Raw genomic sequence first — 22,456 nt, 5'->3', positions numbered from 1 at the left:
TCACCGTGCCCATCGATCCATCCGTAGCCGTCGGCGCCGATCTCGGCGAGGTCTCCTTCGAGTGGTCCGCCTCCGACGTCGCGCTGTATCACCTCGCCGTCGGCGCAGCGGCCGACCCGATGGACACCACCGGGCTCGCCTACGTCGACGACGTCGCGCCGAAGGTTCTACCGACGTTCGCTGCTGTCGCCGCGTCGTTCCACATGACCGAGCCCCCGACGGTCAACTTTCCCGGCATCGACATCGATCTCGCGAAGGTGGTGCACGGGAGCGAGAAGATCACCGCGCATCGTCCACTGCCGGCGGCCGGCAAGGCGACGAGCCGGACGCGGATCATCGAGGTCCAGGACAAGGGCTCCGCGGCGGTCGTCATCCTGGAAGCAGCGACCTCCGACGATGCCGGTCCGCTCTGGACCACCCAGTGGTCGATCTTCGCCAAGGGCGAGGGCGGCTTCGGCGGCGAACGCGGCGCGTCCGCCAAAGTGGCCTACCCGGATCGAGAACCCGACCATCGACTGTCGGTGCCGACGCTCCCGCAACAGGCACTGCTCTACCGGCTGTGCGGTGACCGTAATCCGTTGCACTCGGACCCGGAGTTCGCCGCGAATGCCGGTTTCCCGCGTCCGATCCTGCACGGTCGCTGCACCTACGGCTCAGTCTGCCGCGCCGTCACGGATGTCGTCCTCGGTGGCGATGTCACCGCGGTCCGCGACTACTCGGCGTCCTTCGCCGGTGTGGTGTTCCCCGGTGAGACGCTGGACGTGAACGTCTGGGACGAGGGCGAGCAACTTCTCGTCACGGCAACCGTCGCCGACCGCGACGGCGCGCCGGCACTGGCGAACGTGGTACTCACCGTCGCGCGCTGAGGGAACGAGAGGCTTTCGGCTACACAGGGTCTCGATACGTCGACTCGCTGCGCTCGCCGACTACTCGACCGGCGGGAAGCACTTCACCGCCGACCCGCGGTAGGCATTTCAACGCCGACCCGCGGTAAGCATTTCACCGCTGATCGAGTAGACGACGAGCGCAGCGAGGAAGTCGTATCGAGATCATCCCGCGGACAACAGACCGACGAGCCGACGCAGGTCGTCGTCGGACGGCACCACGCGGACCAACACGATCTGATAGATCAGGTACCCGGTCCAGCTGTCGACGATGACCTCGATCGGCAGGTCGGCAGGTAGTTCCGATCGTGTGATCCCCCGACGCAGGAGCGCCGCTCCCGGCTCGTTCCATGCGCGAAGGATCTCACGCAATTCGAGCTGCCCGGCCTCGCCGCGCTCGGCGAGCGCTCCGGCGACCACGGACGGCCCACCCAGCAGCGTCAGCGCGTGCCTGAGGTCGCGCAGATAGCTCAGGGCGTCCCCGCCGACCGAACCCGTATCGGGAGCCGGTGGGGCGGCGAGGTCGGCAGCGACGGCGTCGGTGATGACCGCGGCCTTCGTCGGCCAGCGCCGATACAACGACGCCTTGCCCACGCCCGCACGGGCGGCGATGGCATCCATCGTGGTCTGGTGATATCCGACCTCGTCGATGAGCGCCCTGGTGGCGTCGAGGATCTTCTCGTCGAGTCGCTCGTCTCGTGGGCGACCTCGCCCTCGCCCGACCTCACCGTCGACCATCTCGCCCTGCCCTCCGGAATAACGGAACCATACGTCTCGTTATTAGGACTGTACGACCCGCCAATGGGACGGGCCGGGTTTTCACGGAAGAAGGTTCGCACCATGACTGCTCGCTTCAGCGACAAGGTAGTGCTCATCACGGGCGCGGGTTCGGGGCTCGGCAGGGCCGCCGCAACTCGGGTCGCCGGCGAAGGGGCCGCCCTGGCTCTGGTGGACGTCAGCGAGAAGGGCCTGGCCGGGACTGCAGACGCCATCGCCGAGGTCGCCTCCGACGCGAAGGTGATCCAGATCGTCGCCGACGTCGCCGACGAAGATGCGGTCAAGGGCTACGTCGCCCGGACCGTCGAGACCTTCGGTCGCATCGACGCGTTCTTCAACAACGCAGGCATCGAGGGAAAGCAGGATCTCACGCAGGACTTCGGCACCGAAGAGTTCGACAAAGTGCTCTCGATCAACCTGCGCGGAGTGTTTCTCGGCCTCAAGCATGTGCTCGCGGTCATGAAGGAGCAGGGATCGGGCAGTGTCGTGAACACGGCATCGGTCGGCGGTATTCGCGGCGTCGGCAACCAGTCGGGCTATGCCGCCGCCAAGCATGGCGTGGTTGGCCTGACCCGTAATTCGGGAATCGAGTACGGGCAGTACGGCGTCTCGGTCAAGGCCATCGCACCGGGGGCCATCATGACCCCGATGGTCGAGGGTTCGCTCAAGCAGCTGGACCCGGAGAACTGGGAAGAGGCCGGCCGACAGTTCGTCAGCGTGAACCCGATGAAGCGATTCGGTCGGCCCGAGGAGGTCGGTCACCTGGTCGCCTTCCTGCTCTCCGACGAGTCGTCGTTCATCAACGCGACCGTCATCCCCATCGACGGAGGACAGTCCGAGAAGTACTGATCGAGGAGTTCGAGTGGTCTGCGCCACAGCACGGTGCGCGTGACCCCAACTCGGTCGGCCGGGCAGTAATCTCGACGCGGACAACCGCCGTCGACTTTGCCCGGCCGCCGGGCATCCGCGAGGAGAACTCATGAGTGATTCGCTGCAGTCCCTGCTCGACAACGATCGCCCCGCCGTGGTCGCCGACCTTGTCGAGGTGATCGACGCCGAGGTGTCGGACCAGAAGGGACTCGGCGGCGCCGCCGTGAAGACGGCCTACGCGGCCGCCCAGAAGGTCAAGCCCGGCATCACCGCATCGGCGACCGACAAGATGCTCCCGGACTTCTTGTCGGCGCTTGCACCGCTGTGGGACTCGAAGCCTGCCGGGGTCACCTTCGGCGATCATCTCGTCGCCAACGGCGATACCGCAGCCGAAGCACTGTTGACGGTCACCGATGATCAGGCCGCGACCGCGAAGCCGTCGCTGGCCAAGGCTTACAACTCGTTGCGAGGCAAGGCCAAAGGCTATGTCATTGCGGCGCTCCCTCGAGTGGGCGCCGCAATCGAGAAGCACGCAGGCTGATTCGACTCGCCACCACGCGCGCGTCGCCGAGGAGTCCTCGGCGGCGCGCGTTATCGTGTCAGGCGGCAGATGTGACGATGACGAGCAGGCCGACGACCACCGCGACCAACGCCGCCACCATCGAGAGCACACGCCATACGTGCACGCGCACAGGCGAGTAGTCGGTACCTTGTGAAGAGGCGACACGGGATGACGCCATGATCTCCCACTTTCGGTTGTCCGGGTCATGGTCGACCGAACGGCCGACTATCGCCGGGATTTTGTTACTGCAGTGATAAATGTGTCACATGTTGCGCTCAGGTTGACGTCGCCGACGCCGCGTGTCTCGATTACGAAACAGCAACACCGCGACCGGGGATCTGATGAGGTGAGGCGATGCGCCCGAATATGAGTCGAGACGACCTCCGGTCTGCGTGGTTGATCTCGATCGCGTGCGCGGCGGTGAGCATGGTCGTCGCGGCGATGGCCGCACTGAACACTGCGCTCCCCGACATCGCCATCGACGTCGGCGCCGACGCCGGACAGATGACATGGATCGTCGACGGATACACCCTTGCGCTGGCCGCACTGTTGCTGCCGGCGGGCGCCGTCGGTGATCGATTCGGCCGCCGTGGCGTTCTGATCGCCGGTCTCGTGATCTTCGGCATCGCATCCCTGCTCGCCATCTGGGTGAGTAGCCCCACCGAATTGATCGCGACCCGCTGCCTTGCCGGCGCGGCCGCTGCGCTCATCATGCCGACCACCCTCTCGTTGATCACTTCCGGCGTGCCGGAGTCGCGGCGTGCGATGGCTGTCAGCATCTGGGCGGCCGTCGCAGGCGGTGGCGCCATCGCAGGCTTCCTGGTCACCGGCATCTTGCTCGAATTCTTCTCGTGGCACTCGATCTTCATAACCTTCGCCGCGTCGTCGGTGATATCGGCGGCGTTGTGCTTCACCATCGGCACCTCACGAGACCGCAATCCCGGCGCATTCGACTATCTCGGCACGATGTCCTCGGTGCTGGCCGTGACGGCCATCGTGTTCGGTCTCCTCGAAGCGCCGCACCGCGGTTGGGATGATCCGGTCGTTCTGGTCTGCCTCGTCGGAGGCATCCTGCTCGTCGGGGTGTTCTGCATCATCGAGTTGCGACGGGAGTCGCCGCTGCTCGACATCCGCCTGTTTGCCAACCGCGCTTTCGGGTCGGGATCCCTGTCGGTGGCGATGCAGTTCCTCGGCTCCTTCGGTATGTTCTATCTGCTGCTGCAGCAACTCCAATTGGTGTTCGGATACTCGCCACTCAAGTCCGCTCTTGCCCTGCTTCCTTTCGTCGCGGGCGTCGGCATCTTCTCGCTGGTCGGCAACTGGGCCGCTGTCCGCTTTCACATGGTGAAGTACTTCATCAGCGGCGGTGTGCTGCTATCCGGGGTCGGCATCATCCTCATGGGGGCCATCGACTACGACGACTATCTTTCGGTCGCATGGATTCTCGGGATCTTCGCCAGCGGTATCGGGCTGGCGAACGCGACGTCGACCACTGCGATCATGTCGAATACTCCCCTGGACAACCAGGGAATCGGGTCCGCGGTCAACGACACATCTCGCGAAGTCGGCGCGGCCATCGGGATCGCATTGGCGGGAAGCATCGTGGCAGCGGGCTGGTCGTCGCGGATCGGCCCAGTGGCCGACGCGGCCCGCGACCAGATGGTCGAGGCCGGACAGGAGAGAATCGCTGCCGGTGACGCTGCCGGCGGGCAGGCACTGATCGCGCAGGCCGATGTCGCAGCCGGCACCATTCGCCGGTCCCTCGCCGAGGCGAGCGCCGTCGCCGACCGTCTCGCCGATCAGGCGGGCCCACTCGCCGCCCGCATCCTCGACGGGGCCCGCGAGGCATTCATGGGTCCGCTGAGCCAGGCCTACATCGTGCTCGGATCATTGATCGTCGCCAGTTCATTACTTCTGTTCTGGCTGGCGCCGATGCGCATCGTCGAGGAATCTCCCGACGGCACCGACGATTCCGGCCTCGCGGACGCCGACGGTGCCGCCCCCGAGGACACTGACGCCGACGCCGATACCGTCGATACGCGGCCAGGCGGCTGAATGCCGCCCGCTCACCCATGATCTCGGCCGACAACGTGTTCGGCGCAGGGGTGTCGATCGCGCTGCTCATCGCGGTCATCGCGTTCACCATGACCGCCCGTCGGCTCCCCCCGGCCGTCGTCGCGGTGCCCGCCGCAGTTCTGGTGGTCGCGACCGGGCTCACGTCATGGTCGAGCGCCGCCGACGAACTCGACTTCATGGCGCCCACCATCGGGTTCCTGGCGGCAATGCTGGTCGTCGCGGATGTCTGCGCCCGCACCGGGGTCTTCGCGTGGGTGGGCTCCCTCATGTCCCGGTGGAGCCGGGATTCACCGAACCGTCTGTTGCGCATCGTGTTCGCCGCGGCTGCAATCGTCACAGCAATCCTCAGCCTCGACGCCACCATCGTCTTGTTGACACCCCTTGCCGTCGACACGGCGCGACGGATCGGAGCCCGGGTCGCCCCAGTGGGCTACGCGAGTGCACACCTGGCGAACAGTGCGTCGACATTGATGCCGGTGTCGAATCTGACCAACCTCATCGCGTTCTCGGCCACCGGGCTGACCTTCCTGGGCTTCACCGCCACGATGGCCGCGCCGTGGATCGTCGCGATCGTGGTGGAGTTCATCGTCTTCCGAGTATTCTTCGCCGACGACCTCCGCGCCCGGCCGACGACGTCCGGATCGTCGGGGACGCCGTCGAGCAGCGGCGAACGCGACACACCCCGTCCACCACGCTGGACTCTCACCTGCTTGGGGATCCTGTTGATCGGATTTCTCGTCGCCGAACCGCTCGGCATCCCCTTGGTGGGCGTCGCCACCATCGGCGCCGTCTTGATGGCGGTGCCGTTGCTGGTGGCGGCTCCCCGTTCGGACACGATCCACGTCCTTCGGGCGGCCAACGTCCCGTTCCTCGCCTTCGTCGCGGCTCTCGGTGTGGTCATCCTGCCCGTTCGCGAGGGACCGCTCGGCGACGCGGTCGCCGGCCTGATCCCATCTGGCTCAGGCCTGTTGGCACTGCTTGCCGTCGCGGCCCTCGCCGCAGTGCTGGCCAACGTCCTCAACAACCTGCCTGCCACCCTGCTGCTGGTACCGCTGGTCGCTCATCAGCCCGCGCTGGTACTCGCAGTGCTACTGGGCGTCAACATCGGTCCCAACCTCGCCTACTTCGGCTCGCTCGCGACCTTGCTGTGGCGCGACGTGATGCACCGCCAGGCCCTGCCGCCGCCGTCGCGGCGCTACCTGCAGCTCGGGTTGTTGTCGGTGCCGCCCACCCTGATCGCAGCGGTCGTCGCGCTGTGGATCAGCCTGCAGGTCAGCTGACCCCGCCGACCGTGCAGCACCACGCCGATCGGGCACAACACCGCGCCGACCGTGCACAGAAATCCGCCGATCGTGCGCAATCAGTCGATGCTGCTCACTGCTGCGCACAGTCGACGCGATCCAGTGCCCGACCGACGACGAATTGCGCACGCTCGATGGGAAATTGCGCACGGTCGGCGGGATTCTGTACCCGATCGGCGAGGTGTCAGATGTGACGGAAGGGCGCGTCTACGTGGCAGCGCCCGCGGTCTCGCCGGCGACGGCGGCGGCGTACTTCGCCCAGCGGTAGTCGGCCTTACCCGCCGGGGTCCGCTTGACCTCGTCGACGAACACCACGGTTCGCGGAACCTTGTAGCGGGCGAGGCTCTTCCGGCAATGTTCCTGGATCTCCTCCAGCGTCGGCTCGATTGCGCCGTCGGCCACCTGGATGACGGCCGCCACGCGCTGACCGTAACGCTCGTCGGGCACCGGGACGACCAGCGCGTCGGCGACCGCAGGGTGCGCGTGGAGTTCGGCTTCGACCTCTTCGGCGTACACCTTCTCGCCGCCGGTGTTGATGCACTGCGACCCGCGACCGAGGAACACGATCGTGCCGTCGGCCTCCACCGTGCCCATGTCGCCGAGGATCGAGATCCGGGTGCCGTCCGGCAGGGTCGGGAAGGTCTTCGCGGTCTTCGCCTCGTCCTTGTAGTAGCCGAGCGGAACGTTGCCGATGCGCGCGATGTAGCCGACATCACCGGAACCGGGTTCGATCTTGTTGAGCGACTCGTCGACCACCATCATCCGGTCGGTCGGCGGCACCCGGAGATTCCCGTTGTCGTCCATCATGATCTCGCCGTCGTTGCCCGACTCCGATGCACCGAAGTTGTCGCGCAACACCAGATCCGACTTCACCGCCAGGAAGCGGTCGCGCACATGCTGCGACCAGATCGCGCCACCGGAGGTGACCGAGAACAGCGACGACAGGTCGACCTCGCCGGTGCGACGTTCGAACTCCTCGACGAGTGGCATTCCCATGGCGTCGCCGACGATGAGGATGATCTGAACCTTCTCCGCCTCGACCGTGGACACGATGGCCACGGGGTCGAAGTCACGCTCGATGACGAGCCGCCCGCCGAGGGTGAAGAAGGTGAACAGCGAGTACGACGCGGCACCATGCATCAGCGGAGCCGCAAGCAGGAAGGCGATCGACGGGAAATCCTTGACCGCAGTGGCGATCTCGGCCAGGTCTTTCCGAGCCTCACCGTACGGGTTCCCGCCCGACAGCGGCTTCCGGAAGAAGTCGTCGTGCTGCCACATGACGCCCTTGGGGTAGCCCGTGGTGCCACCGGTGTAGAGGAGGTACAGCTCCTCACCGTTGCGCGCCTCGAAGTCACGCTCGGTGGACTTCGTGTCCGCATCGGCGAACGACACGATCTCCACGGATCGGTCACCCGGGAGATCGACTGCGGCGTCCGACAGCTCGTTCTCGACCTCACCGATCACCAGAACTGTGCGGACCGAGGGCAGTTCGGGCAGCAGGGCAGCGACGCTGCGCTGGTGTTCGGGCAGCTCGACGATGATCGCGCGCGAATCCGAGTTGTCGAAGATGTACTTCAGCTCGGGATTGGTGTAGCGGTAGTTGATATTCACCGGCACAGCACGGATCTTCAGCAGACCCAGCAGGCTCGTCACATGCTCGACACTGTTCTTCAGGAACAACGAGACGTTGTCATGGGCGCCGATACCGGAACCGGCCAACAGATGTGCGACCTGGTTGGCGAGCCCGTCGAGTTCGGCGTAGCTGATCTGACGCCCCTGGTAGCTCAGCGCGATGCGCTCGGGCACCGAATCGGCGACTGCCTCGAACACGTCGGCCAGATTGAACTTCATTGTCTTTCTCCCTTTTGCTGAACTCGCCTAGTTGACCTGAGACCGCGTGAGCACCAGACCGCTGGTGGGGACCCCCGTACCCGCGGTGACCACGATCTTGTCGGCGTTCTCGACCTGATTGACCGAATCGCCACGTATCTGTCGGACCGCCTCCGCGATCCCGTTCATCCCGTGAATGTAGGCCTCACCGAGTTGTCCCCCATGGGTGTTCAGAGGTAGGTCGCCACCGACCTCGAGCGCGCCCGGGCGCCGGACGAAGTCCTTCGCCTCTCCTCGACCACAGAACCCCAACTCCTCGAGCTGCATCAGCGTGTAAGGAGTGAAGTGGTCGTAAAGGATGGCCATGTCCATGTCGGACGGACCGAGCCCCGACTGCTTCCACAACTGCCGGCCCACCAGGCCCATCTCCGGAAGGCCCGCGAGGTCGTCGCGGTAGTAACTCGACATGATGAACTGGTCGTCGGCGCTGCCTGCCGCGGCCGCCGAGATCACTGCGGGCACCTGCGGCAGGTCGCGCGCACGCTCGGCCGACACGACCACGATGGCAACACCACCGTCGGATTCCTGACAGCAGTCGAGCAGGTGCAACGGCTCGGCGATGTAACGGGAGGACTGGTGATCTTCCAGGGTGATCGGCTTGCCGTGGAAGAACGCGTTCGGGTTGACCGCCGCATGCTTGCGATCGACCACCGCGATTCGCCCGAAATCCTCACTGGTCGCGCCATATTCGTGCATGTACCGCTGCGCGACCATCGCGACGAAGGCGGCCGGCGTTGACAGCCCGTGCGGGTAGGAGAACGCGTTGTCGGTACCTGACGAATTCTCTTGATTGGCGACAGCACTGTTGACCTGACCGAATCGGAGGCCGGACCGTTCGTTGAAGGCCCGGTAGGCGACGACGACGTCGGCCACTCCGGTCGCAACTGCCATCGCCGCCTGTTGCACGGTCGCGCAGGCCGCACCACCGCCGTAGTGGATACGCGAGAAGTAGGTCATCTCCTTGATGCCCACCGCACGCGCCACAGCGATCTCGGCGTTGGTGTCCATCGTGAAAGAGACCAGACCGTCGACGTCGGCCGGGGTGAGCCCGGCATCGGCAACCGCGGCCGACACAGCCTCGGCCGCCAGTCGCAATTCACTGCGCCCGGAGTTCTTCGAGAACTCGGTGGCGCCGATGCCGGCGATCGCGGCCTGTCCGGAGAGCCCCGCCATCACGCCGTCCTTTCCGTGGTCTGCCCGTGAGTGAGCGTGACCGTCGAGATCACGTGCTTTCCCAGGGAATTCGTGCCGGTCACCGACACGGTGATCAGGCCGTCGGTGATGTCGGTGACCTCACCGGCGAAGGTCACCGAGTCGTAGGCGTACCACGGCACGCCGAGTTTCAGGGAGATCGATCGAATCCGCGCGGTCGGACCGGCCCAGTCGGTGACGAAACGCTCCACCAGACCGGTGTCGGTCAGGATGTTGACGAAGATGTCCTTGGAACCCTTGGCCTGGGCGAGATCCCGGTCGTGGTGCACGTCCTGGAAGTCGCGGGTGGCCAGCGCGGTCGCGACGACGAACGTCGGTGTCGCCTCGATGGTCAACGGCGGCAGCGTGTCTGCCACCTGAACCGGTTGGGGTGCAAGGGCTGTCACGACTTTCCTTCCTCGACGGGTGTGAATGCGTACAGGGTCCACGAGTCGGATCCACTGTCGGCGTCGGCCGGGAAATCGAGATATGTCGCCTCGACCGGCAGGCCCACCCGCACCTGTGCCGGCGTGATGCCGCGGAGCTCGCCCAGCATGCGCACGCCTTCGTCGAGCTCGACGAGTGCCACCACGAAGGGCAGTTGGCGGCCGGGCACCTTCGGCGCGTGATGGACGACGTAGCTGTAGATGGCTCCACGCCCCGTCGAGACCACGTAATCCGTCTCCGGCACAACGCCGTCCGCCTCGCGCGGCTTCCAGGTTGCCGGGATCGGCGGATGTCGCAGCGTCCCGTCGGCCACTTTCTGAATCCGCAACTCGTGCTGCGCGACGCCGTCCCAGAAGAACGCGGTGTCTCGCGAAGCGCTCGGCTTGAGCATGCGAGTCGGGTCGAGATCCTCGGGAACCGTCGTGGCCACATCTGTCTCCGCCTCCGACGACGGCGGGCGGAACTTCAGGATGCGGAAGGACATCTCGGCGACCACCTCGTCGCCGACAGACCACACGTTGCGCGTGGTGAAGAACCATCCCTCACCGAGCGCCGTGTTCTTGGGGCCGACCACGTCGACGAGTTCAGCGGACAGGCTGACCTCCTCGCCCGGCTCGGTGTAGCGGTGATAGACGGTGTCGCAGTTGGTCGCGACGACCGAGGTGTAGCCCGCTTCGTCGAACAGCTCGCTGGCGCGACCGAGCGGATCGTCGGTGCTGCGCTGCCCGTGCAGTCCACGCATCGTCCAGACCTGGGCCATGGCCGGCGGCGCGACCACACCCGGGTGCCCCGCGGCGCGTGCCACCGATTCGTCGACGTAGATGGGGTTTTCGTCCCCCATCGCCTCGACCCAGTTGTTGATCATCGGCTGGTTGATCGGGTCACGCCCGGCGACGGGTGCGCTGCGGCCGTCGGCCTTGATGGCTTCTGCGGCGGCGCGGATGTCCACTTCAGTCATCGCTTCGCCCTCGGCAATCCCAGTCCGGAGGTCGCGATCATGTCGCGCATGACCTCGTTGACACCACCGCCGAAAGTGATCACCACATTGCGCTTCTGCTGGACGTCCAACCAGTCGACCAGCGCCGCGGTCTCGGGATCGGTGAAATCTCCGTAGCGCCCGACGATCTCGTTGATGAGGCGGCCGATGTGCTGGAGACGCTCGGTGGCGAAGACCTTGGTCGCGGCGGCATCGGCCATCGAGATCGCCTCTCCGGTGGATGCGACCTGCCAGTTCAGCAACTCGTTGATCCGGGCGTAGGCCTCGATCTCGGCGAGAGCGCGTCGGACATCGGGATGCTTGGCGATCACCGTGCCGTCGGAACCGGGCTGTTGAGACCACGCCCTGATACGGGCCGCGAGGCCGTCGATGCGGCCGGCGGGGCCGAGCATGACGCGTTCGTGGTTGAGCTGCGTGGTGATGAGCTTCCAGCCGCCGCCCTCGTCGCCGACACGCATCGACACCGGCACGCGGACGTCGTTGTAGTACGTCGCGTTCACATGGTGCGCACCGTCGGCGGTGATGATCGGAGTCCAGCTGAAGCCGGGGTCCTTGGTGTCGACGATCAGGATCGAGATGCCCTTGTGTTTGGGGGCTTCCTTGTCGGTCCGGACGGCCAGCCAGATGTAGTCGGCGTCGTGCGCACCGGTGGTGAAGATCTTCTGCCCGTTGACAACGTAGTGATCCCCGTCGAGGACAGCACTCGTCGTCAGGGAGGCGAGGTCGGTGCCTGCCTCCGGCTCGGTGTACCCGATGGCGAAATGCACCTCACCGGCGAGGATGTCGGGCAGGAACTTGTCCTTCAGTTCCGGTGTGCCGTGGACCTGCAACGTGGGTCCGACGGTCTGCAGTGTCACCGCAGGCAACGGCACGTCGGCGCGCACCGCCTCGTTGGTGAAGATCTGCTGTTCGATCTCACCGAAACCCTTGCCGCCATACTCCTTCGGCCAGCCAACTCCGAGCCAGCCGTCTTTGCCCATCTGCCGGATGACCTTGCGGTAGGTCTCGCCGTGACGCTCGGTGAGCATCGCCTCGGCGTCGGCCGGGCTGACCAGGTTCGCGAAGTACTCGCGCAGTTCGGCACGAAGGGACTTCTGTTCCGGCGTGAGATCAATGAACATGTGCTGCCTGCGCTTTCGAATCGAGCCGCGCATCGGAATCGTCGGCGACCTCGTCCAGACGGGCATCGGCACCGCCGATCAGCCGCGCGAGATCCTTGGCAATGGAGAAGTAGCGATGCAGAGGGTAGGTCACGTCGACGCCGATCCCACCGTGCAGGTGGGTCATGGTGCGCATGGTCGCCGGGATCTCCGCCGCGAGCCAATACGACGCGATCCCGAGATCCTGTGTCGCGTCGAGCCCTTCGGCCATCCGCCACGCGGCCGCGGTGGTCGCGAGATCAATCGAGCGCTCGATCACGTAGATGTCGGCGAGCTGCTGACCCACCGCCTGGAAGAGCGCGATCGGCTTGCCGAACTGCTCACGCCCGGTGACATGGTCGGCGGTGAGCCGAGTCGCACCGGCCACCAGGCCGTCTGCATAGGCCGACAGCACCAGCCGGTAGCGATCACGCAGCACCGAGACATCGGGGGTGAGGACATCGGCCTCGTCGATCTCGACATCGTCGAAACGCACGGTGTACTCGCCCCACCCACTGGAGGTCGGCGTCCGCGAGATGGTGACGCCCGGCTTGTCGGCGGAAACCATCACGACGCCGCCGTCGGTCGACACCACGAGAGCCGTGGCACCGTCCGCGTGCAGCACACCGGTCTTCGTTCCGGTCAGCCGACCATCACGGATCGTGGTGCGCGGCGTCGGCGTCAGGGTGTCGCCCTGCTCGCCGATGGCCACCGCATGCCACGCCGCCCCCTGCAACGTCGGACCCCACGTGGCGCGAGATGTGCCCGATGCATGGCGCAGCGTGAGCGCCGAGGTGAGCGTTCCGAGTGCCGGCGTGACCGCCGCGGACTCACCCATCTTCCGCAACAGCGGAAGGAGATCGATCACGGCGACGTCGTCGCCGTCGAGATCCGCCGGGAGCGGCAACGCCATCAGTCCGGCGTCGGCGATCGATCGCCAGAGAACGTCGTCGAACGCACCCGTCACCTCGGGGCCGAAACCCCGCTGACCGAACTTGGTCTCCCAGTCCGGCTGGTGCCGGGCGAAAACCTCCGCGGCGGCATCGCGTACCGCGACCGCCGTGTCGTCGAGGGCAAAGTCCACCCTACTGCCTCCTTGCGACAATTAGAACCTGTTCTAGTTGTATCAGACGGGTTAGCGCCCGTGTCCGCTACCGGCCCTCATCTGCCAATTCGTTGCCGAATTCGCGGATTCGCCGGGGTCAGCCGCGGGGCAAACCGAGAATCCGTTCCGCTGCTGCGGTCCGCAGGATCTGTGTGGTCCCGCCCGCGATCGAGAGGCATCGATTCTGGAGGAAAACGTCCGATGCGTCACCCGCCACCACCGCGTCCGTGCCGAGGAGATCCAGAGCGAACTCCGGCACCGCCTGACGGTGCTGGACGCCGATCAGCTTCCGCACGCTCGACAGCGCACCCGGATCGTGCCCGGCCAACCGCTGGGTCACCGCACGCGCGTCGATCACCTGCCCGACGTGTGCCTCGGCGACGAGTCCGCCGAGGGTCGCCATCTCGTCGGGTTCGAGAGTCCTGGGCATGTCGACGACCTGCCGCAGCAGTGCGTCCATCTCCTTTCCGAGGCCAGATCCGCCCATGGCCACGCGTTCGTTCGCGAGCGTGGTGCGCGCCAGCCGCCACCCCCCGTTGACCTCGCCGACCACGTGATCGTCGGGGACGAACACATCGTCGAGGAAGACCTCGTTGAAGTTGGCCCGGCCGGTGAGCTCACGCAACGGCCGGATGTCGATACCCGGCGAGCTCATGTCGATCAGGAAGTAGGTGATGCCCTTGTGCTTCGGCGCATCCGGATCGGTCCGAGCGAGGCAGACCCCCCAGGTGGCGTTGTGCGCCTGTGACGTCCAGATCTTCTGCCCCTGCAGTTGCCAGCCACCGTCGACTCGGGTTGCCCTGGTCCGCAGTGCGGCCAGATCCGAACCGGCCTCGGGTTCGCTGAACAACTGACACCACACGATGTCGCCGGCGAGCGTCGGGCCGACGAATCGGTCACGCTGCGCGTCGGTGCCGTGTTCGAGGATCGTCGGGATGGCCCATGCGCCGATCACCAGGTCCGGCCGCACAACTCCGGCCCGATCGAACTCGCCGTCGATCAGGAGTTGGAGTGCCGGCTCGGCCGACAGACCGTACGGCGTGGGCCAATGGGGCATCAGATAGCCCGATTCGGCCATCGCCTGACGACGAACTTCCGGCTCGGCTGCCTTGATCGCCGCCACCGCCTCCCGTACCTCAGGGCGCCGTTTCTCCACCGACGACAGGTCGATCTCGAAATCCCGCCGCGCACCCTGGACACCGAGACGACCCAGCTCACGACGGGCATGGACGGCCTGGCCCAATGCGGCTCGGGCATTCATCGCCGATCGCAGATACAGATGGGCGTCATGCTCGAAGGTGAAACCGATCCCGCCGAGCACCTGGACGCAGTCCTTGGCGTTGGCGACCGCCGCCTCGGCGACGATCGTGTCGGCGGCGCATCTGCTGATCCGGAGTTGCCCGTGTGCGCGTTCGGGTTCCACGCCGACGAGCACGTCGTCGACCGCGCGCGCGAGGTCCCAGGCCACGGCCGTGAGTTCTTCGCTCCGACAGAGCATGTCCGCGCAGATGTGTTTGATCGCCTGGAACGAACCGATCGGCGCACCGAACTGCGTCCGCACCTTCGCGTAGTCCACCGCGGTGTCGAGGGCCCACCGGGCGACCCCGCTCTGATACGCGGCGAGTGTCGCGGACAGAACGCCCGCCACGAAGTCCGGGTCGTCGAGGGCGATGAGATCCGACGGTGCGACCGACGTGACGCGAACCCGCGAGACCGACTCGGTGCCGCTGACGGACCCCTGAAGCGTCACGTCGAAGACGCCGATCCCGGGCGGCAGGATCCGCCATGCGAGATCACCATCGGCGGACCGCAGCGGGATCAGCAGCGCAGAGCCGTCCACGTAGCCGGGGACCGATCCGAGATCGATCTGGCCGTCGCGGAGTTCCGTGACACCTGCGCCCGCGAAGGCGGTTGCCGGCGCCGCGGCGGCCACTTCACCTGCCGCGAGGCGGGCGAGCAGACCGGCGGCTCGGTCGTCGTCGGTGCTGCGAGACAGTCCGAGAGCCGCTGCGACGATGGGGCCGATCGGTCCCGGCACGAGGCTGCGGCCACATTGTTCGATCATCGCGGCGACATCGGTGAAGGTGGCGCCGAAACCCCCATATTCCTCGGGCAGCGCCGCCGCGAACACGCCGAATTCGGCGAGTTGGGCGAGCAGCCCGGTCCATTGATCCGCCGGTTTGTCGATATCCGCGCGGACCAGTTCGGTGGTCTGGACACCATGCGCCCAGGTTGCGATCGCGTCACAGACGGCGATCTGTTCGGTTGACGTGGCGATTGTCACGCTATTCCTCTGTATGTCAGGTTGTGACGGGCAATTAGAACCTGTTCTAATATGCCATGGGTGGTTGCCAACCGGTAGGCACCCTTCAGGAACCGAAACACGTGAGGATGTCTTCGACCACATGGCACGTTCTGCACCGGCAAGCGCCTCCGTCGACACGGCGGCGAACCCCGCCCCGACGGCCGGCACATCGTCGGGGGGAACCGAGACCGGATCGTCGGCCCAGCGCGAACGCCGCCGTCGCATTCTCGACGCCACATTGGCGCTGGCATCCAAGGGCGGCTACGACGCGGTCCAGATGCGGACCGTCGCCGACAAGGCCGACGTCGCCGTCGGCACCCTCTATCGGTACTTTCCGTCCAAGGTCCACCTGCTCGTGACCGCGCTGGCCCGCGAGTTCGAGCGGGTCGAGGCACGCGTCGATCGCTCGCAACTGCGAGGCGACACCGCGGTCGAACGCCTGCGGCATGTCCTCGACATGATCACATACGCGATGCAGCGCGACCCCCTGCTCACCGAAGCCATGACGCGTGCATTCATGTTCGCCGACGCGTCTGCGACCGCCGAGGTCGATCAGGTGGCCGGCATCATCGATCGCCTTCTGGCGGGCGCCATGGTCGGCAACGGCGAGCCCGGTGAAGAAGACCTCGCAATCGCGCGGGTCCTGTCGGACGTCTGGATGTCGAATCTGGTGCAGTGGCTGACCCGTCGCGCCTCGGCCACCGACGTCACCAACCGACTCGAACTGACCGTTCGACTGCTCCTCAAGGATCGCGCGGACTAGTCACCCGGCTGCCTCAGCACCGATCCGACCGTCCTCCTTCGCCGAGCGGGCACAGTTCCTCGCCCACCGTGCACAGCTTCTCGCCCACCGTGCGCGAACGTTCTTCGATCGTGCGCGGCTGCGCACGATCGACACCAGGCTGCGCACAGTCAACGACAAACTGGGCACGATCGACGCAGAATTGCGCACGATCGGCGACGCTAGGCGGAGCGAGGGGTGGAGCGGTCAGTGGGCTGAATGCGCCGCGGGCTTCGCCGGCGCCACCTTCCGGTTCAGATCGGCCGAGAGCATCGGCCAGGTACGCCGCAGATCGGACTCCCAGTACTCCCAGGAATGCGTGCCGGTCGGACGCGAGATGGTCTGCATCGGAACGCGAAGACCACGCATCCGTGTCGCCATCTGCTGCGTACACGAGTTGACCGCGGCCTCGATGACACCGCCGAGCACGACCTGGTTGGCCAACGTCAGGGGGTTGCCCTGGATCAGGCGCGCCTCGGGACGGTCGTAGGGGCCGGGCAGGCCGGTGCCGGCCGTCATGTACACCTTGGTGCTCCGCAGCTTGGCGGCGTTGACGAACGGGTCGTTCTCCCGCCAGCCCGACCCGCCGACCGGTCCCCACATGTTGTCGAGATTGCCCTGGCCGCGGTCGGCAACCACCATGCGAATGTAGGCCTGCCCCACCGGATCACTGGTCCGCGCGCACCCGCTGTACGCCGCGACCGACCGATAGAGGTGCGGAGCCGCGATCGCGAGATTCAGCACCGAGGTGCCTGCCATCGAGATCCCGGCGATCGCATTGACCTTCGTCGTGCCGAACTCCTTGTCGATCAAGGGTGGCAATTCCTTGGTCAGAAAGGTCTGCCACTTGTTTCGTCCCAACACCGGATCGTCGTGGCGCCAGTCGGTGTAATAGGAGAATGCGCCACCGATCGGGGTCACGACGTTGACGTTCTTGTCCGAGAAGAACTTCACGTAGTCGGTCTTGGCCGCCCAGGTCGCCGAGTCCTCACCACCACCCGCCCCGTTGAGCAGATAGAAGGTCGGGCGCGGCTTGCTCGTGTCGCGTGGCCGGAGGACGGTGATCGGGATCATCCGCCGCATCGACGCCGAATAGACGATGGCCGTGGCCTGCTGCTTGTTGTCGTGGATCACCGTGTCGATCCGGGACACGGCCGGGTCGGGGACCGGGGCTGCGGACGCCGCCGCCGACCCCATCGTGAGTGCGACGGCAACCGCGGCCGCGGCACTGACCCACGCACCCCATCGAGGACCCCAACGTGTGTCCACCACGATTCCCTTCAGTCACAAAAGTCACATCTGTCACAAATGCTAGCCGTGGGTCATCGTCGCCCCAAGTCGTGGAACAGGCTTGTTAGTCAGTTGTGACGTCCGGGTGGCGCGGAACCATGAGCGCGAACATCGGTCGCAGGCATTCGGTGAGCCGGGCGTCCGGGTCGGCCAGCCAGCGTTCATGGCCGGCCGACGATGCGGCCATCACCGCATACGCGACGGCCAGCGGGTACTCGTCGTCGTGCCGACGACCGGTCCGTTCCGCCACGAATTCGGCGATCACGGTGCGCCATTGCCGGTACACGGCACCCGCCTGCGCCTGCACCGCCGCAGCGTGCAGGATCAATTGGGCACGATGCCGGGCCCATTCATCCTCGGCGATCCCATGGTCCAGCGCCTCGATGAACGCCTCCTCGACGACGTCCACCGGATTCGCGGAGGGCGCCGACTCCGCGATCATCGCGCGGAAATGCCGGAGCTCGGCATCCGACTCGACCCACACCACGTCGGCCTTGGTGGCGAAGTAGCGGAAGAACGTCCGCCGGCTCACGCCAACGGCGGCCGCGATGTCCTCCACCGTCGTCTGGTCGAAGCCGTCACCGAGGAACAGCCGTTGTGCGGCGGCCGCGAGCTCGCGGGCACTGGTACTCGCGGGACGTCCACCTCGATCGATCTCGCCTTCCGAGGAAACCCCCGCATCACCTGGCGTGACCTCGCGACTCATCGGACCATCGTCTCACCGTCGGACCGGCACCACCGGAATCGACACCCTGGTGTTTTGTCACCGTGTGACATAGCCTCGACCTGAGACGTGGATCACATGTCCGCAGCGAAAGGGAGTGCGTCAGATGGGCAAATTGGAGGGCAAGGTCGCCTTCATCACCGGTGCGGCACGTGGTCAGGGACGAAGTCACGCGATCCGACTGGCCGAGGAAGGTGCCGACGTCATCGCGGTCGACGTCACCGAGCAGGTCTCGACGGTCCCCTACGACACCGCCCGGCCGGGCGACATGGAGCAGACCGTCAAGGAGGTCGAGGCGCTCGACCGCCGCATCATCGCCTCCGAGGTCGACGTGCGTGATCTCGCCGGGCTGCAGAAAGCAGCGGCAGACGGCATGGCCGCGTTGGGGCGCATCGACATCGTCCTTGCGAACGCCGGCATCAACACCATGGCGCCCACCCTCGAGATGGACGAGGAGATGTGGGACACGATGATCGACATCAATCTCACCGGCGCATGGAAGACGGTGCGCGCGGCCGTCCCCCACATCGTCGAGGGCGGACGCGGCGGTTCGGTGGTGCTCACGAGCTCCCTCGCCGCACTCGTGGCGAACGAGAACATCGCACACTACACGGCGGCCAAGCACGGACTGGTCGGTTTGATGAGGGTCCTCGCGAAAGAGCTCGGCCCGCAGAGCATTCGGGTCAACACCGTGCACCCGACGACGGTCGCCACCGAGATGGTCCTCAACGATGCGACCTACCGCCTCTTCCGACCGGATCTCCCAGCGCCGACCCGAGAGGACTATGAAGTCGCCGCCCGCGAGATGAACCGACTGCCGGTCCCGGCGCTCGACCCGGTCGACATCTCGAACGCCATCGTCTATCTCGTCTCCGACGACGGGCGTTATGTGACCGGCACGACCCAGGTGATCGACGCAGGTGGCAGCCTCTGACCTCGTCGACCCGTGGTCTCGATACACGGCTCGCCTGGCGGCTCGCCGCTACTCCACCGGCGAACGGACCGGCGGATCGGTGTGATCGAGGTTCAGCTGTGCGTGAACTTCGGGTCGCGTTTCGCCACGAAGGCCGCCATACCCTCGGTCTGGTCGTCGGTGGCGAACGTGGAGTAGAACAGTGCCCGCTCGGCACGGATCCCCTCGGCGAGACCGGATTCGAAGGCCCGGTTCACCGCATCCTTGGCCAGCGAGGCGGCGATGAACGACTTCGACGCGATCGTGGCCGCTACTTCCTTGGCCGTGTCGAGCGCATCCTCGGCCGGCACCACCCTCGACACCAGGCCGAGTCGGTCGGCCTCGTCGACCTTCATGTTCCTGCCAGTGAGGATCATGTCCATCGCCTTGGCCTTGCCGACCGCCCGTGTGAGTCTCTGGGAGCCACCGATTCCCGGGATCACACCGAGGTTGATCTCGGGTTGACCGAACACCGCGTTGTCGCCGGCGACGAGGATGTCGCAGATCATCGCAAGTTCGCAACCACCGCCGAGGGCGTAGCCGGTGACGGCCGCGACAATGGGCGTGCGCAGCCGGGACAGTTCGTCCCACGCGCCGAAGAAGGATTCCGTCACCACCGCGCTGTAGGTCTTCGACGACATCTCCTTGATGTCGGCACCTGCTGCGAACGCCTTACCGGAGCCGGTGATCACGATGGCGCCGATATCCGGATCGCGGTCGAAATCGGTTGCCGCAGCGACCACCTCGTTCATCAGGGTGGTATTGAGCGCGTTCAGGGCTTTCGGCCGGTTGAGTGTGATGACACCGACTCGTCCATCGCGCTCGACGATGATCGTCTCCAGATCAGACACTCGAATCCTCCTGTGGTGCGGTGTCGATGGTCAATTCCAGCTCGTCGGGAAGTGGGGCGAAAAATGCGTCGACCTCTGCTGGGGTCGCTGCCGAGTGGTCGCTATGTCGCCACGACGGTGTGCGGTCCTTGTCGATCACCTGCGCGCGAATACCCTCGGCCATGTCCGGATGCAGGAGACTACGCAACGAAACGCGGTACTCGCGCGCCAAGGTTTCCTCCAGCGTGGGCTTTTCGTCTCGCAACGACCTGAGCGTGACCGCCAGGGCGGTCGGACTCTTGGCGGCGATCGTGTCCGCGACCTTGGTCGCCTCTTCGGTGCCGACAGCTCGGCAGCGCTCGATGATCTCTGCGACGGTCTCAGCCGCGAACGCCTTACCGATCCAGTTCCGCTGCGTGGCGAGCGCCGACTCCGGTGTCCGCTGCGCATATTCGGCGAGCGCGTCTTCGAGCGGTGTCGTGTGGAGAGCCCGCTGGAATGCGTCGAGGTCGTCGGCGGGAACGAAGTGATCGGCAAGGCCGAGCGCAATGGCATCCGCACCGGAGAGCGTCCGGGCAGTGAGCGCGGCGTAGGCCCCCAAGCCGTCCGGTACCCGAGCCAGCAGATGTGTCCCGCCCACATCGGGCACGAACCCGATACCCACCTCGGGCATGGCCAGGCGAGTGCGGTCGGTGACGATCCGGGTGTTCGCGTGGGCGGAGATACCGACGCCGCCACCCATCACGATGCCGTCCATGATCGCGACATAGGGCTTCGGGTAGCGCGCGATGTCGGCGTTGAGCCGGTACTCGTCGCGCCAGAACGCCGCGGACGGGCAGGCCGCCGCCTCGGCGTCCCCAGCCGTCGCATCACCGCTCAGGGCGGCGGCATCGCGGTGGATCGTGACGATGTCGCCGCCGGCGCAGAGGCCGCGCTCACCAGCACCGACAAGAACCACCGCGGCGATCGCGTCGTCGGCCGCCCAGGCGCGTAACCGCTCGTCCATCGCGGTCACCATCGAATGGTCGAGCGCGTTGATCGACTTGGGCCGGTTGAGCGTCAGCGTCGCGAGCCGACCGTCCACCACGGACAGCACCGATGGTTCGTCCACCATCATCTACTCCTCGAACGTCGTCGGATATCCCCCAAATACTTGCATATCCTAGTAAGGGAGTACAGCGCAGGCCACCGCCGGCGTTCGGAGGCGGGAGACCGACTACGGCCGCACGCGCACGAATGCCTCGACGACGAGGGTCATCACTGAATCGCCACGCTGGTTGACGAGCTCGGCCGTCGTCGTCACCAACGCCCGCCCCCGCTCGTCGATGTCGATCGCGTCGACCACGATCGAACCGCTGAGAGTGTCGTCGGGCCGGACCGGCCGCAGGAACCGGACGTCGGTGAGACTCTTGCCCGCGATCACGCTCCAGCCGCCGAAGACACCAGATACCGCCAACCGCTGGTAGATGGCCAGCGTGTGGATCCCACTCGCGATGAGTCCTCCATACGCGCCGGCCTCGGCGATCTCCTTGTCGACGTGGAAGCCCTGCGGATCCCAGGCCGTGGCGTAGTCGATCACCTCGGCCTCGGTGACGGTGTAGGTGTCGAGCGGATACCGAGCGCCGACCTGCAGATCGTCGGCGTAGGTGACATCGGGAGCATGTTTCACGGTGGCCAGGGTAGCCATGGCCGAACCGGGAGCCGCCTCAGGATGCGGCCACGGAACGGTGGCCGTCGAGCATGATTGCGGAGACCACCCCGAGTGCTTCCCGCCAGGCCCGGGTCATCTCGGAGCTCCAGCGGTCCCCGCCGATCTCGACCATCGCCGCGATCATGCATTCGCCCACCGCGTCATACATTTCTGCCGTGACACCCATGTCGCCGTGACGCCGCCCCAATGCCTGCAAGTTGGCGGTCAGCCAGTCGCCGTCGTCGAGATGGTCCAGTACCGACACGATCGCGGTCCTGAGCATGGCGGCTTGAACCTTGTTGTCGCGACGGAACATCGGCTCGACTGCGGGATACCGGTCGAACAGGATCTGGTAGAAGCGGACGGTCAGCCCGTCGTCGGGAAGATCGACGAGCGACAGACCGTCGTCGAGCGCCTGTCTGTCCATCGAGTCAGACCCCCTCGGACCTATTGTCACGTGGGTTCTCGGGACCGTCATCGTGCATCTCATTGACCTCACTCTTGAGGATTCGCAACGAGCTGCCCAGACCCCGCGCGGCGGCCGGCAATTTGCTGGAACCGAACAACACGACAAAGACAATCGCCACCACGACGACATGCCACGGCTGGACCGCACCCATCACCATCTCCATTCCCCCACAGAAC

The 22,456-nt window shown here is 66.0% G+C and carries 22 protein-coding genes and 1 pseudogene; 7 read left to right on the top strand and 16 right to left on the bottom strand.

The window, feature by feature from the left end; genetic code table 11:
- The first annotated feature begins 5 nt into the window (after positions 1-5).
- Positions 6-866: a MaoC/PaaZ C-terminal domain-containing protein gene (locus OVA31_RS14875; RefSeq protein WP_267627389.1), complete on the top strand. Its 861-nt coding sequence runs from the start codon at positions 6-8 to the stop codon at positions 864-866.
- A gap of 183 nt (positions 867-1,049) precedes the next feature.
- On the opposite strand, the gene OVA31_RS14870 is transcribed toward OVA31_RS14875, so the two are convergent.
- Positions 1,050-1,622 (bottom strand): TetR/AcrR family transcriptional regulator, encoded by a 573-nt coding sequence (locus OVA31_RS14870; RefSeq protein ID WP_267627388.1) that lies wholly within the window; start codon positions 1,620-1,622, stop codon positions 1,050-1,052.
- Between the two features lie 102 nt (positions 1,623-1,724).
- Here OVA31_RS14870 and OVA31_RS14865 point away from each other — a divergent pair, with 102 nt between their 5' ends.
- Both OVA31_RS14865 and OVA31_RS14860 read left to right on the top strand, forming a co-directional pair.
- Positions 1,725-2,510, top strand: a complete 786-nt coding sequence (locus OVA31_RS14865) for an SDR family oxidoreductase (protein WP_267627387.1) — start codon at positions 1,725-1,727, stop codon at positions 2,508-2,510.
- Between the two features lie 130 nt (positions 2,511-2,640).
- Positions 2,641-3,072, top strand: coding sequence for a DUF6918 family protein (locus tag OVA31_RS14860; protein ID WP_267627386.1), 432 nt, complete (start codon positions 2,641-2,643; stop codon positions 3,070-3,072).
- Between the two features lie 58 nt (positions 3,073-3,130).
- Here the strand turns inward: OVA31_RS14860 and OVA31_RS14855 are convergent, their stop codons facing one another.
- Complete coding sequence (locus OVA31_RS14855) at positions 3,131-3,271, bottom strand: hypothetical protein (protein ID WP_190266530.1); 141 nt, start codon at positions 3,269-3,271, stop codon at positions 3,131-3,133.
- A 176-nt stretch (positions 3,272-3,447) separates the two neighbouring features.
- On the opposite strand from OVA31_RS14855, the gene OVA31_RS14850 reads away from it, so the two are divergent.
- Positions 3,448-5,148, top strand: coding sequence for an MFS transporter (locus tag OVA31_RS14850; protein ID WP_267627385.1), 1,701 nt, complete (start codon positions 3,448-3,450; stop codon positions 5,146-5,148).
- Between the two features lie 17 nt (positions 5,149-5,165).
- Entirely contained in the window at positions 5,166-6,449 is a 1,284-nt protein-coding gene (locus OVA31_RS14845; protein ID WP_267627384.1) for an SLC13 family permease, read from the top strand.
- 228 nt (positions 6,450-6,677) lie between these two features.
- On the opposite strand, the gene OVA31_RS14840 is transcribed toward OVA31_RS14845, so the two are convergent.
- The 7 genes from OVA31_RS14840 to OVA31_RS14810 all read right to left on the bottom strand — a co-directional run bounded on the left by OVA31_RS14840 (position 6,678) and on the right by OVA31_RS14810 (position 15,523).
- Positions 6,678-8,321: an acyl-CoA synthetase gene (locus OVA31_RS14840; RefSeq protein WP_267627383.1), complete on the bottom strand. Its 1,644-nt coding sequence runs from the start codon at positions 8,319-8,321 to the stop codon at positions 6,678-6,680.
- Between the two features lie 27 nt (positions 8,322-8,348).
- Complete coding sequence (locus OVA31_RS14835) at positions 8,349-9,533, bottom strand: lipid-transfer protein (RefSeq protein ID WP_267627382.1); 1,185 nt, start codon at positions 9,531-9,533, stop codon at positions 8,349-8,351.
- Entirely contained in the window at positions 9,533-9,958 is a 426-nt protein-coding gene (locus OVA31_RS14830) for a MaoC family dehydratase (protein WP_324290110.1), read from the bottom strand. The genes OVA31_RS14835 and OVA31_RS14830 overlap by 1 nt, the downstream gene beginning before the upstream one ends.
- Positions 9,955-10,956, bottom strand: coding sequence for a bifunctional MaoC family dehydratase N-terminal/OB-fold nucleic acid binding domain-containing protein (locus OVA31_RS14825; RefSeq protein WP_267627381.1), 1,002 nt, complete (start codon positions 10,954-10,956; stop codon positions 9,955-9,957). Before OVA31_RS14825 ends, OVA31_RS14830 begins: the two co-directional genes overlap by 4 nt.
- Positions 10,953-12,116: an acyl-CoA dehydrogenase family protein gene (locus tag OVA31_RS14820; protein ID WP_267627380.1), complete on the bottom strand. Its 1,164-nt coding sequence runs from the start codon at positions 12,114-12,116 to the stop codon at positions 10,953-10,955. Before OVA31_RS14820 ends, OVA31_RS14825 begins: the two co-directional genes overlap by 4 nt.
- The gene (locus OVA31_RS14815) at positions 12,106-13,218 is read right to left on the bottom strand and encodes an acyl-CoA dehydrogenase family protein (protein ID WP_267627379.1); all 1,113 of its coding nucleotides are present in this window, start codon (positions 13,216-13,218) and stop codon (positions 12,106-12,108) included. The genes OVA31_RS14820 and OVA31_RS14815 overlap by 11 nt, the downstream gene beginning before the upstream one ends.
- Positions 13,219-13,336: 118 nt before the next feature.
- On the bottom strand, positions 13,337-15,523 hold the full coding sequence (locus OVA31_RS14810) for an acyl-CoA dehydrogenase (protein WP_267627378.1): 2,187 nt from the start codon (positions 15,521-15,523) through the stop codon (positions 13,337-13,339).
- A 121-nt stretch (positions 15,524-15,644) separates the two neighbouring features.
- Here OVA31_RS14810 and kstR point away from each other — a divergent pair, with 121 nt between their 5' ends.
- Positions 15,645-16,307 (top strand): cholesterol catabolism transcriptional regulator KstR, encoded by a 663-nt coding sequence (gene kstR / locus OVA31_RS14805; RefSeq protein WP_267627377.1) that lies wholly within the window; start codon positions 15,645-15,647, stop codon positions 16,305-16,307.
- A gap of 225 nt (positions 16,308-16,532) precedes the next feature.
- On the opposite strand, the gene OVA31_RS14800 is transcribed toward kstR, so the two are convergent.
- Positions 16,533-17,522 carry an alpha/beta hydrolase gene (locus OVA31_RS14800; protein ID WP_267631545.1) on the bottom strand — a complete coding sequence of 330 codons (990 nt, stop codon included), beginning with the start codon at positions 17,520-17,522 and terminating at the stop codon, positions 16,533-16,535.
- A gap of 157 nt (positions 17,523-17,679) precedes the next feature.
- Positions 17,680-18,321, bottom strand: a complete 642-nt coding sequence (locus tag OVA31_RS14795; protein WP_267627376.1) for a TetR family transcriptional regulator — start codon at positions 18,319-18,321, stop codon at positions 17,680-17,682.
- Between the two features lie 124 nt (positions 18,322-18,445).
- Here OVA31_RS14795 and OVA31_RS14790 point away from each other — a divergent pair, with 124 nt between their 5' ends.
- The gene (locus OVA31_RS14790) at positions 18,446-19,273 is read left to right on the top strand and encodes a mycofactocin-coupled SDR family oxidoreductase (protein WP_267627375.1); all 828 of its coding nucleotides are present in this window, start codon (positions 18,446-18,448) and stop codon (positions 19,271-19,273) included.
- A 92-nt stretch (positions 19,274-19,365) separates the two neighbouring features.
- On the opposite strand, the gene OVA31_RS14785 is transcribed toward OVA31_RS14790, so the two are convergent.
- From OVA31_RS14785 to tatA, 5 genes and pseudogenes are all read right to left on the bottom strand, one after another.
- Positions 19,366-20,142 (bottom strand): enoyl-CoA hydratase, encoded by a 777-nt coding sequence (locus OVA31_RS14785; protein ID WP_267627374.1) that lies wholly within the window; start codon positions 20,140-20,142, stop codon positions 19,366-19,368.
- On the bottom strand, positions 20,135-21,235 hold the full coding sequence (locus OVA31_RS14780; protein ID WP_267631544.1) for an enoyl-CoA hydratase/isomerase family protein: 1,101 nt from the start codon (positions 21,233-21,235) through the stop codon (positions 20,135-20,137). The genes OVA31_RS14785 and OVA31_RS14780 overlap by 8 nt, the downstream gene beginning before the upstream one ends.
- Before the next feature lie 102 nt (positions 21,236-21,337).
- The gene (locus tag OVA31_RS14775; protein WP_267627373.1) at positions 21,338-21,808 is read right to left on the bottom strand and encodes a MaoC/PaaZ C-terminal domain-containing protein; all 471 of its coding nucleotides are present in this window, start codon (positions 21,806-21,808) and stop codon (positions 21,338-21,340) included.
- A gap of 19 nt (positions 21,809-21,827) precedes the next feature.
- The gene (locus OVA31_RS14770; RefSeq protein ID WP_267627372.1) at positions 21,828-22,238 is read right to left on the bottom strand and encodes a globin domain-containing protein; all 411 of its coding nucleotides are present in this window, start codon (positions 22,236-22,238) and stop codon (positions 21,828-21,830) included.
- A gap of 31 nt (positions 22,239-22,269) precedes the next feature.
- A pseudogene (tatA, locus tag OVA31_RS14765) lies at positions 22,270-22,431 on the bottom strand (Sec-independent protein translocase subunit TatA); the annotation flags it as partial.
- Positions 22,432-22,456 lie beyond the last annotated feature (25 nt).

Origin of the sequence: Gordonia sp. SL306, from assembly GCF_026625785.1 — a bacterium.
Classification (GTDB): Bacteria; Actinomycetota; Actinomycetes; order Mycobacteriales; family Mycobacteriaceae; genus Gordonia.
The sequence above is the reverse complement of the archived record's forward strand: the minus strand, read 5'-3'. Positions and strand labels throughout refer to the sequence as shown.

Coding starts and splice junctions, on each gene's coding strand:
- OVA31_RS14870 (WP_267627388.1), bottom strand. CDS start 1,622: ATGGTCGACGGTGAGGTCGGGCGAGGGCGAGGTCGCCCACGAGACGAG.
- OVA31_RS14865 (WP_267627387.1), top strand. CDS start 1,725: ATGACTGCTCGCTTCAGCGACAAGGTAGTGCTCATCACGGGCGCGGGT.
- OVA31_RS14860 (WP_267627386.1), top strand. CDS start 2,641: ATGAGTGATTCGCTGCAGTCCCTGCTCGACAACGATCGCCCCGCCGTG.
- OVA31_RS14855 (WP_190266530.1), bottom strand. CDS start 3,271: ATGGCGTCATCCCGTGTCGCCTCTTCACAAGGTACCGACTACTCGCCT.
- OVA31_RS14850 (WP_267627385.1), top strand. CDS start 3,448: ATGCGCCCGAATATGAGTCGAGACGACCTCCGGTCTGCGTGGTTGATC.
- OVA31_RS14845 (WP_267627384.1), top strand. CDS start 5,166: ATGATCTCGGCCGACAACGTGTTCGGCGCAGGGGTGTCGATCGCGCTG.
- OVA31_RS14840 (WP_267627383.1), bottom strand. CDS start 8,321: ATGAAGTTCAATCTGGCCGACGTGTTCGAGGCAGTCGCCGATTCGGTG.
- OVA31_RS14835 (WP_267627382.1), bottom strand. CDS start 9,533: ATGGCGGGGCTCTCCGGACAGGCCGCGATCGCCGGCATCGGCGCCACC.
- OVA31_RS14825 (WP_267627381.1), bottom strand. CDS start 10,956: ATGACTGAAGTGGACATCCGCGCCGCCGCAGAAGCCATCAAGGCCGAC.
- OVA31_RS14820 (WP_267627380.1), bottom strand. CDS start 12,116: ATGTTCATTGATCTCACGCCGGAACAGAAGTCCCTTCGTGCCGAACTG.
- kstR (WP_267627377.1), top strand. CDS start 15,645: ATGGCACGTTCTGCACCGGCAAGCGCCTCCGTCGACACGGCGGCGAAC.
- OVA31_RS14800 (WP_267631545.1), bottom strand. CDS start 17,522: ATGGGGTCGGCGGCGGCGTCCGCAGCCCCGGTCCCCGACCCGGCCGTG.
- OVA31_RS14795 (WP_267627376.1), bottom strand. CDS start 18,321: ATGAGTCGCGAGGTCACGCCAGGTGATGCGGGGGTTTCCTCGGAAGGC.
- OVA31_RS14790 (WP_267627375.1), top strand. CDS start 18,446: ATGGGCAAATTGGAGGGCAAGGTCGCCTTCATCACCGGTGCGGCACGT.
- OVA31_RS14780 (WP_267631544.1), bottom strand. CDS start 21,235: ATGGTGGACGAACCATCGGTGCTGTCCGTGGTGGACGGTCGGCTCGCG.
- OVA31_RS14775 (WP_267627373.1), bottom strand. CDS start 21,808: ATGGCTACCCTGGCCACCGTGAAACATGCTCCCGATGTCACCTACGCC.
- OVA31_RS14770 (WP_267627372.1), bottom strand. CDS start 22,238: ATGGACAGACAGGCGCTCGACGACGGTCTGTCGCTCGTCGATCTTCCC.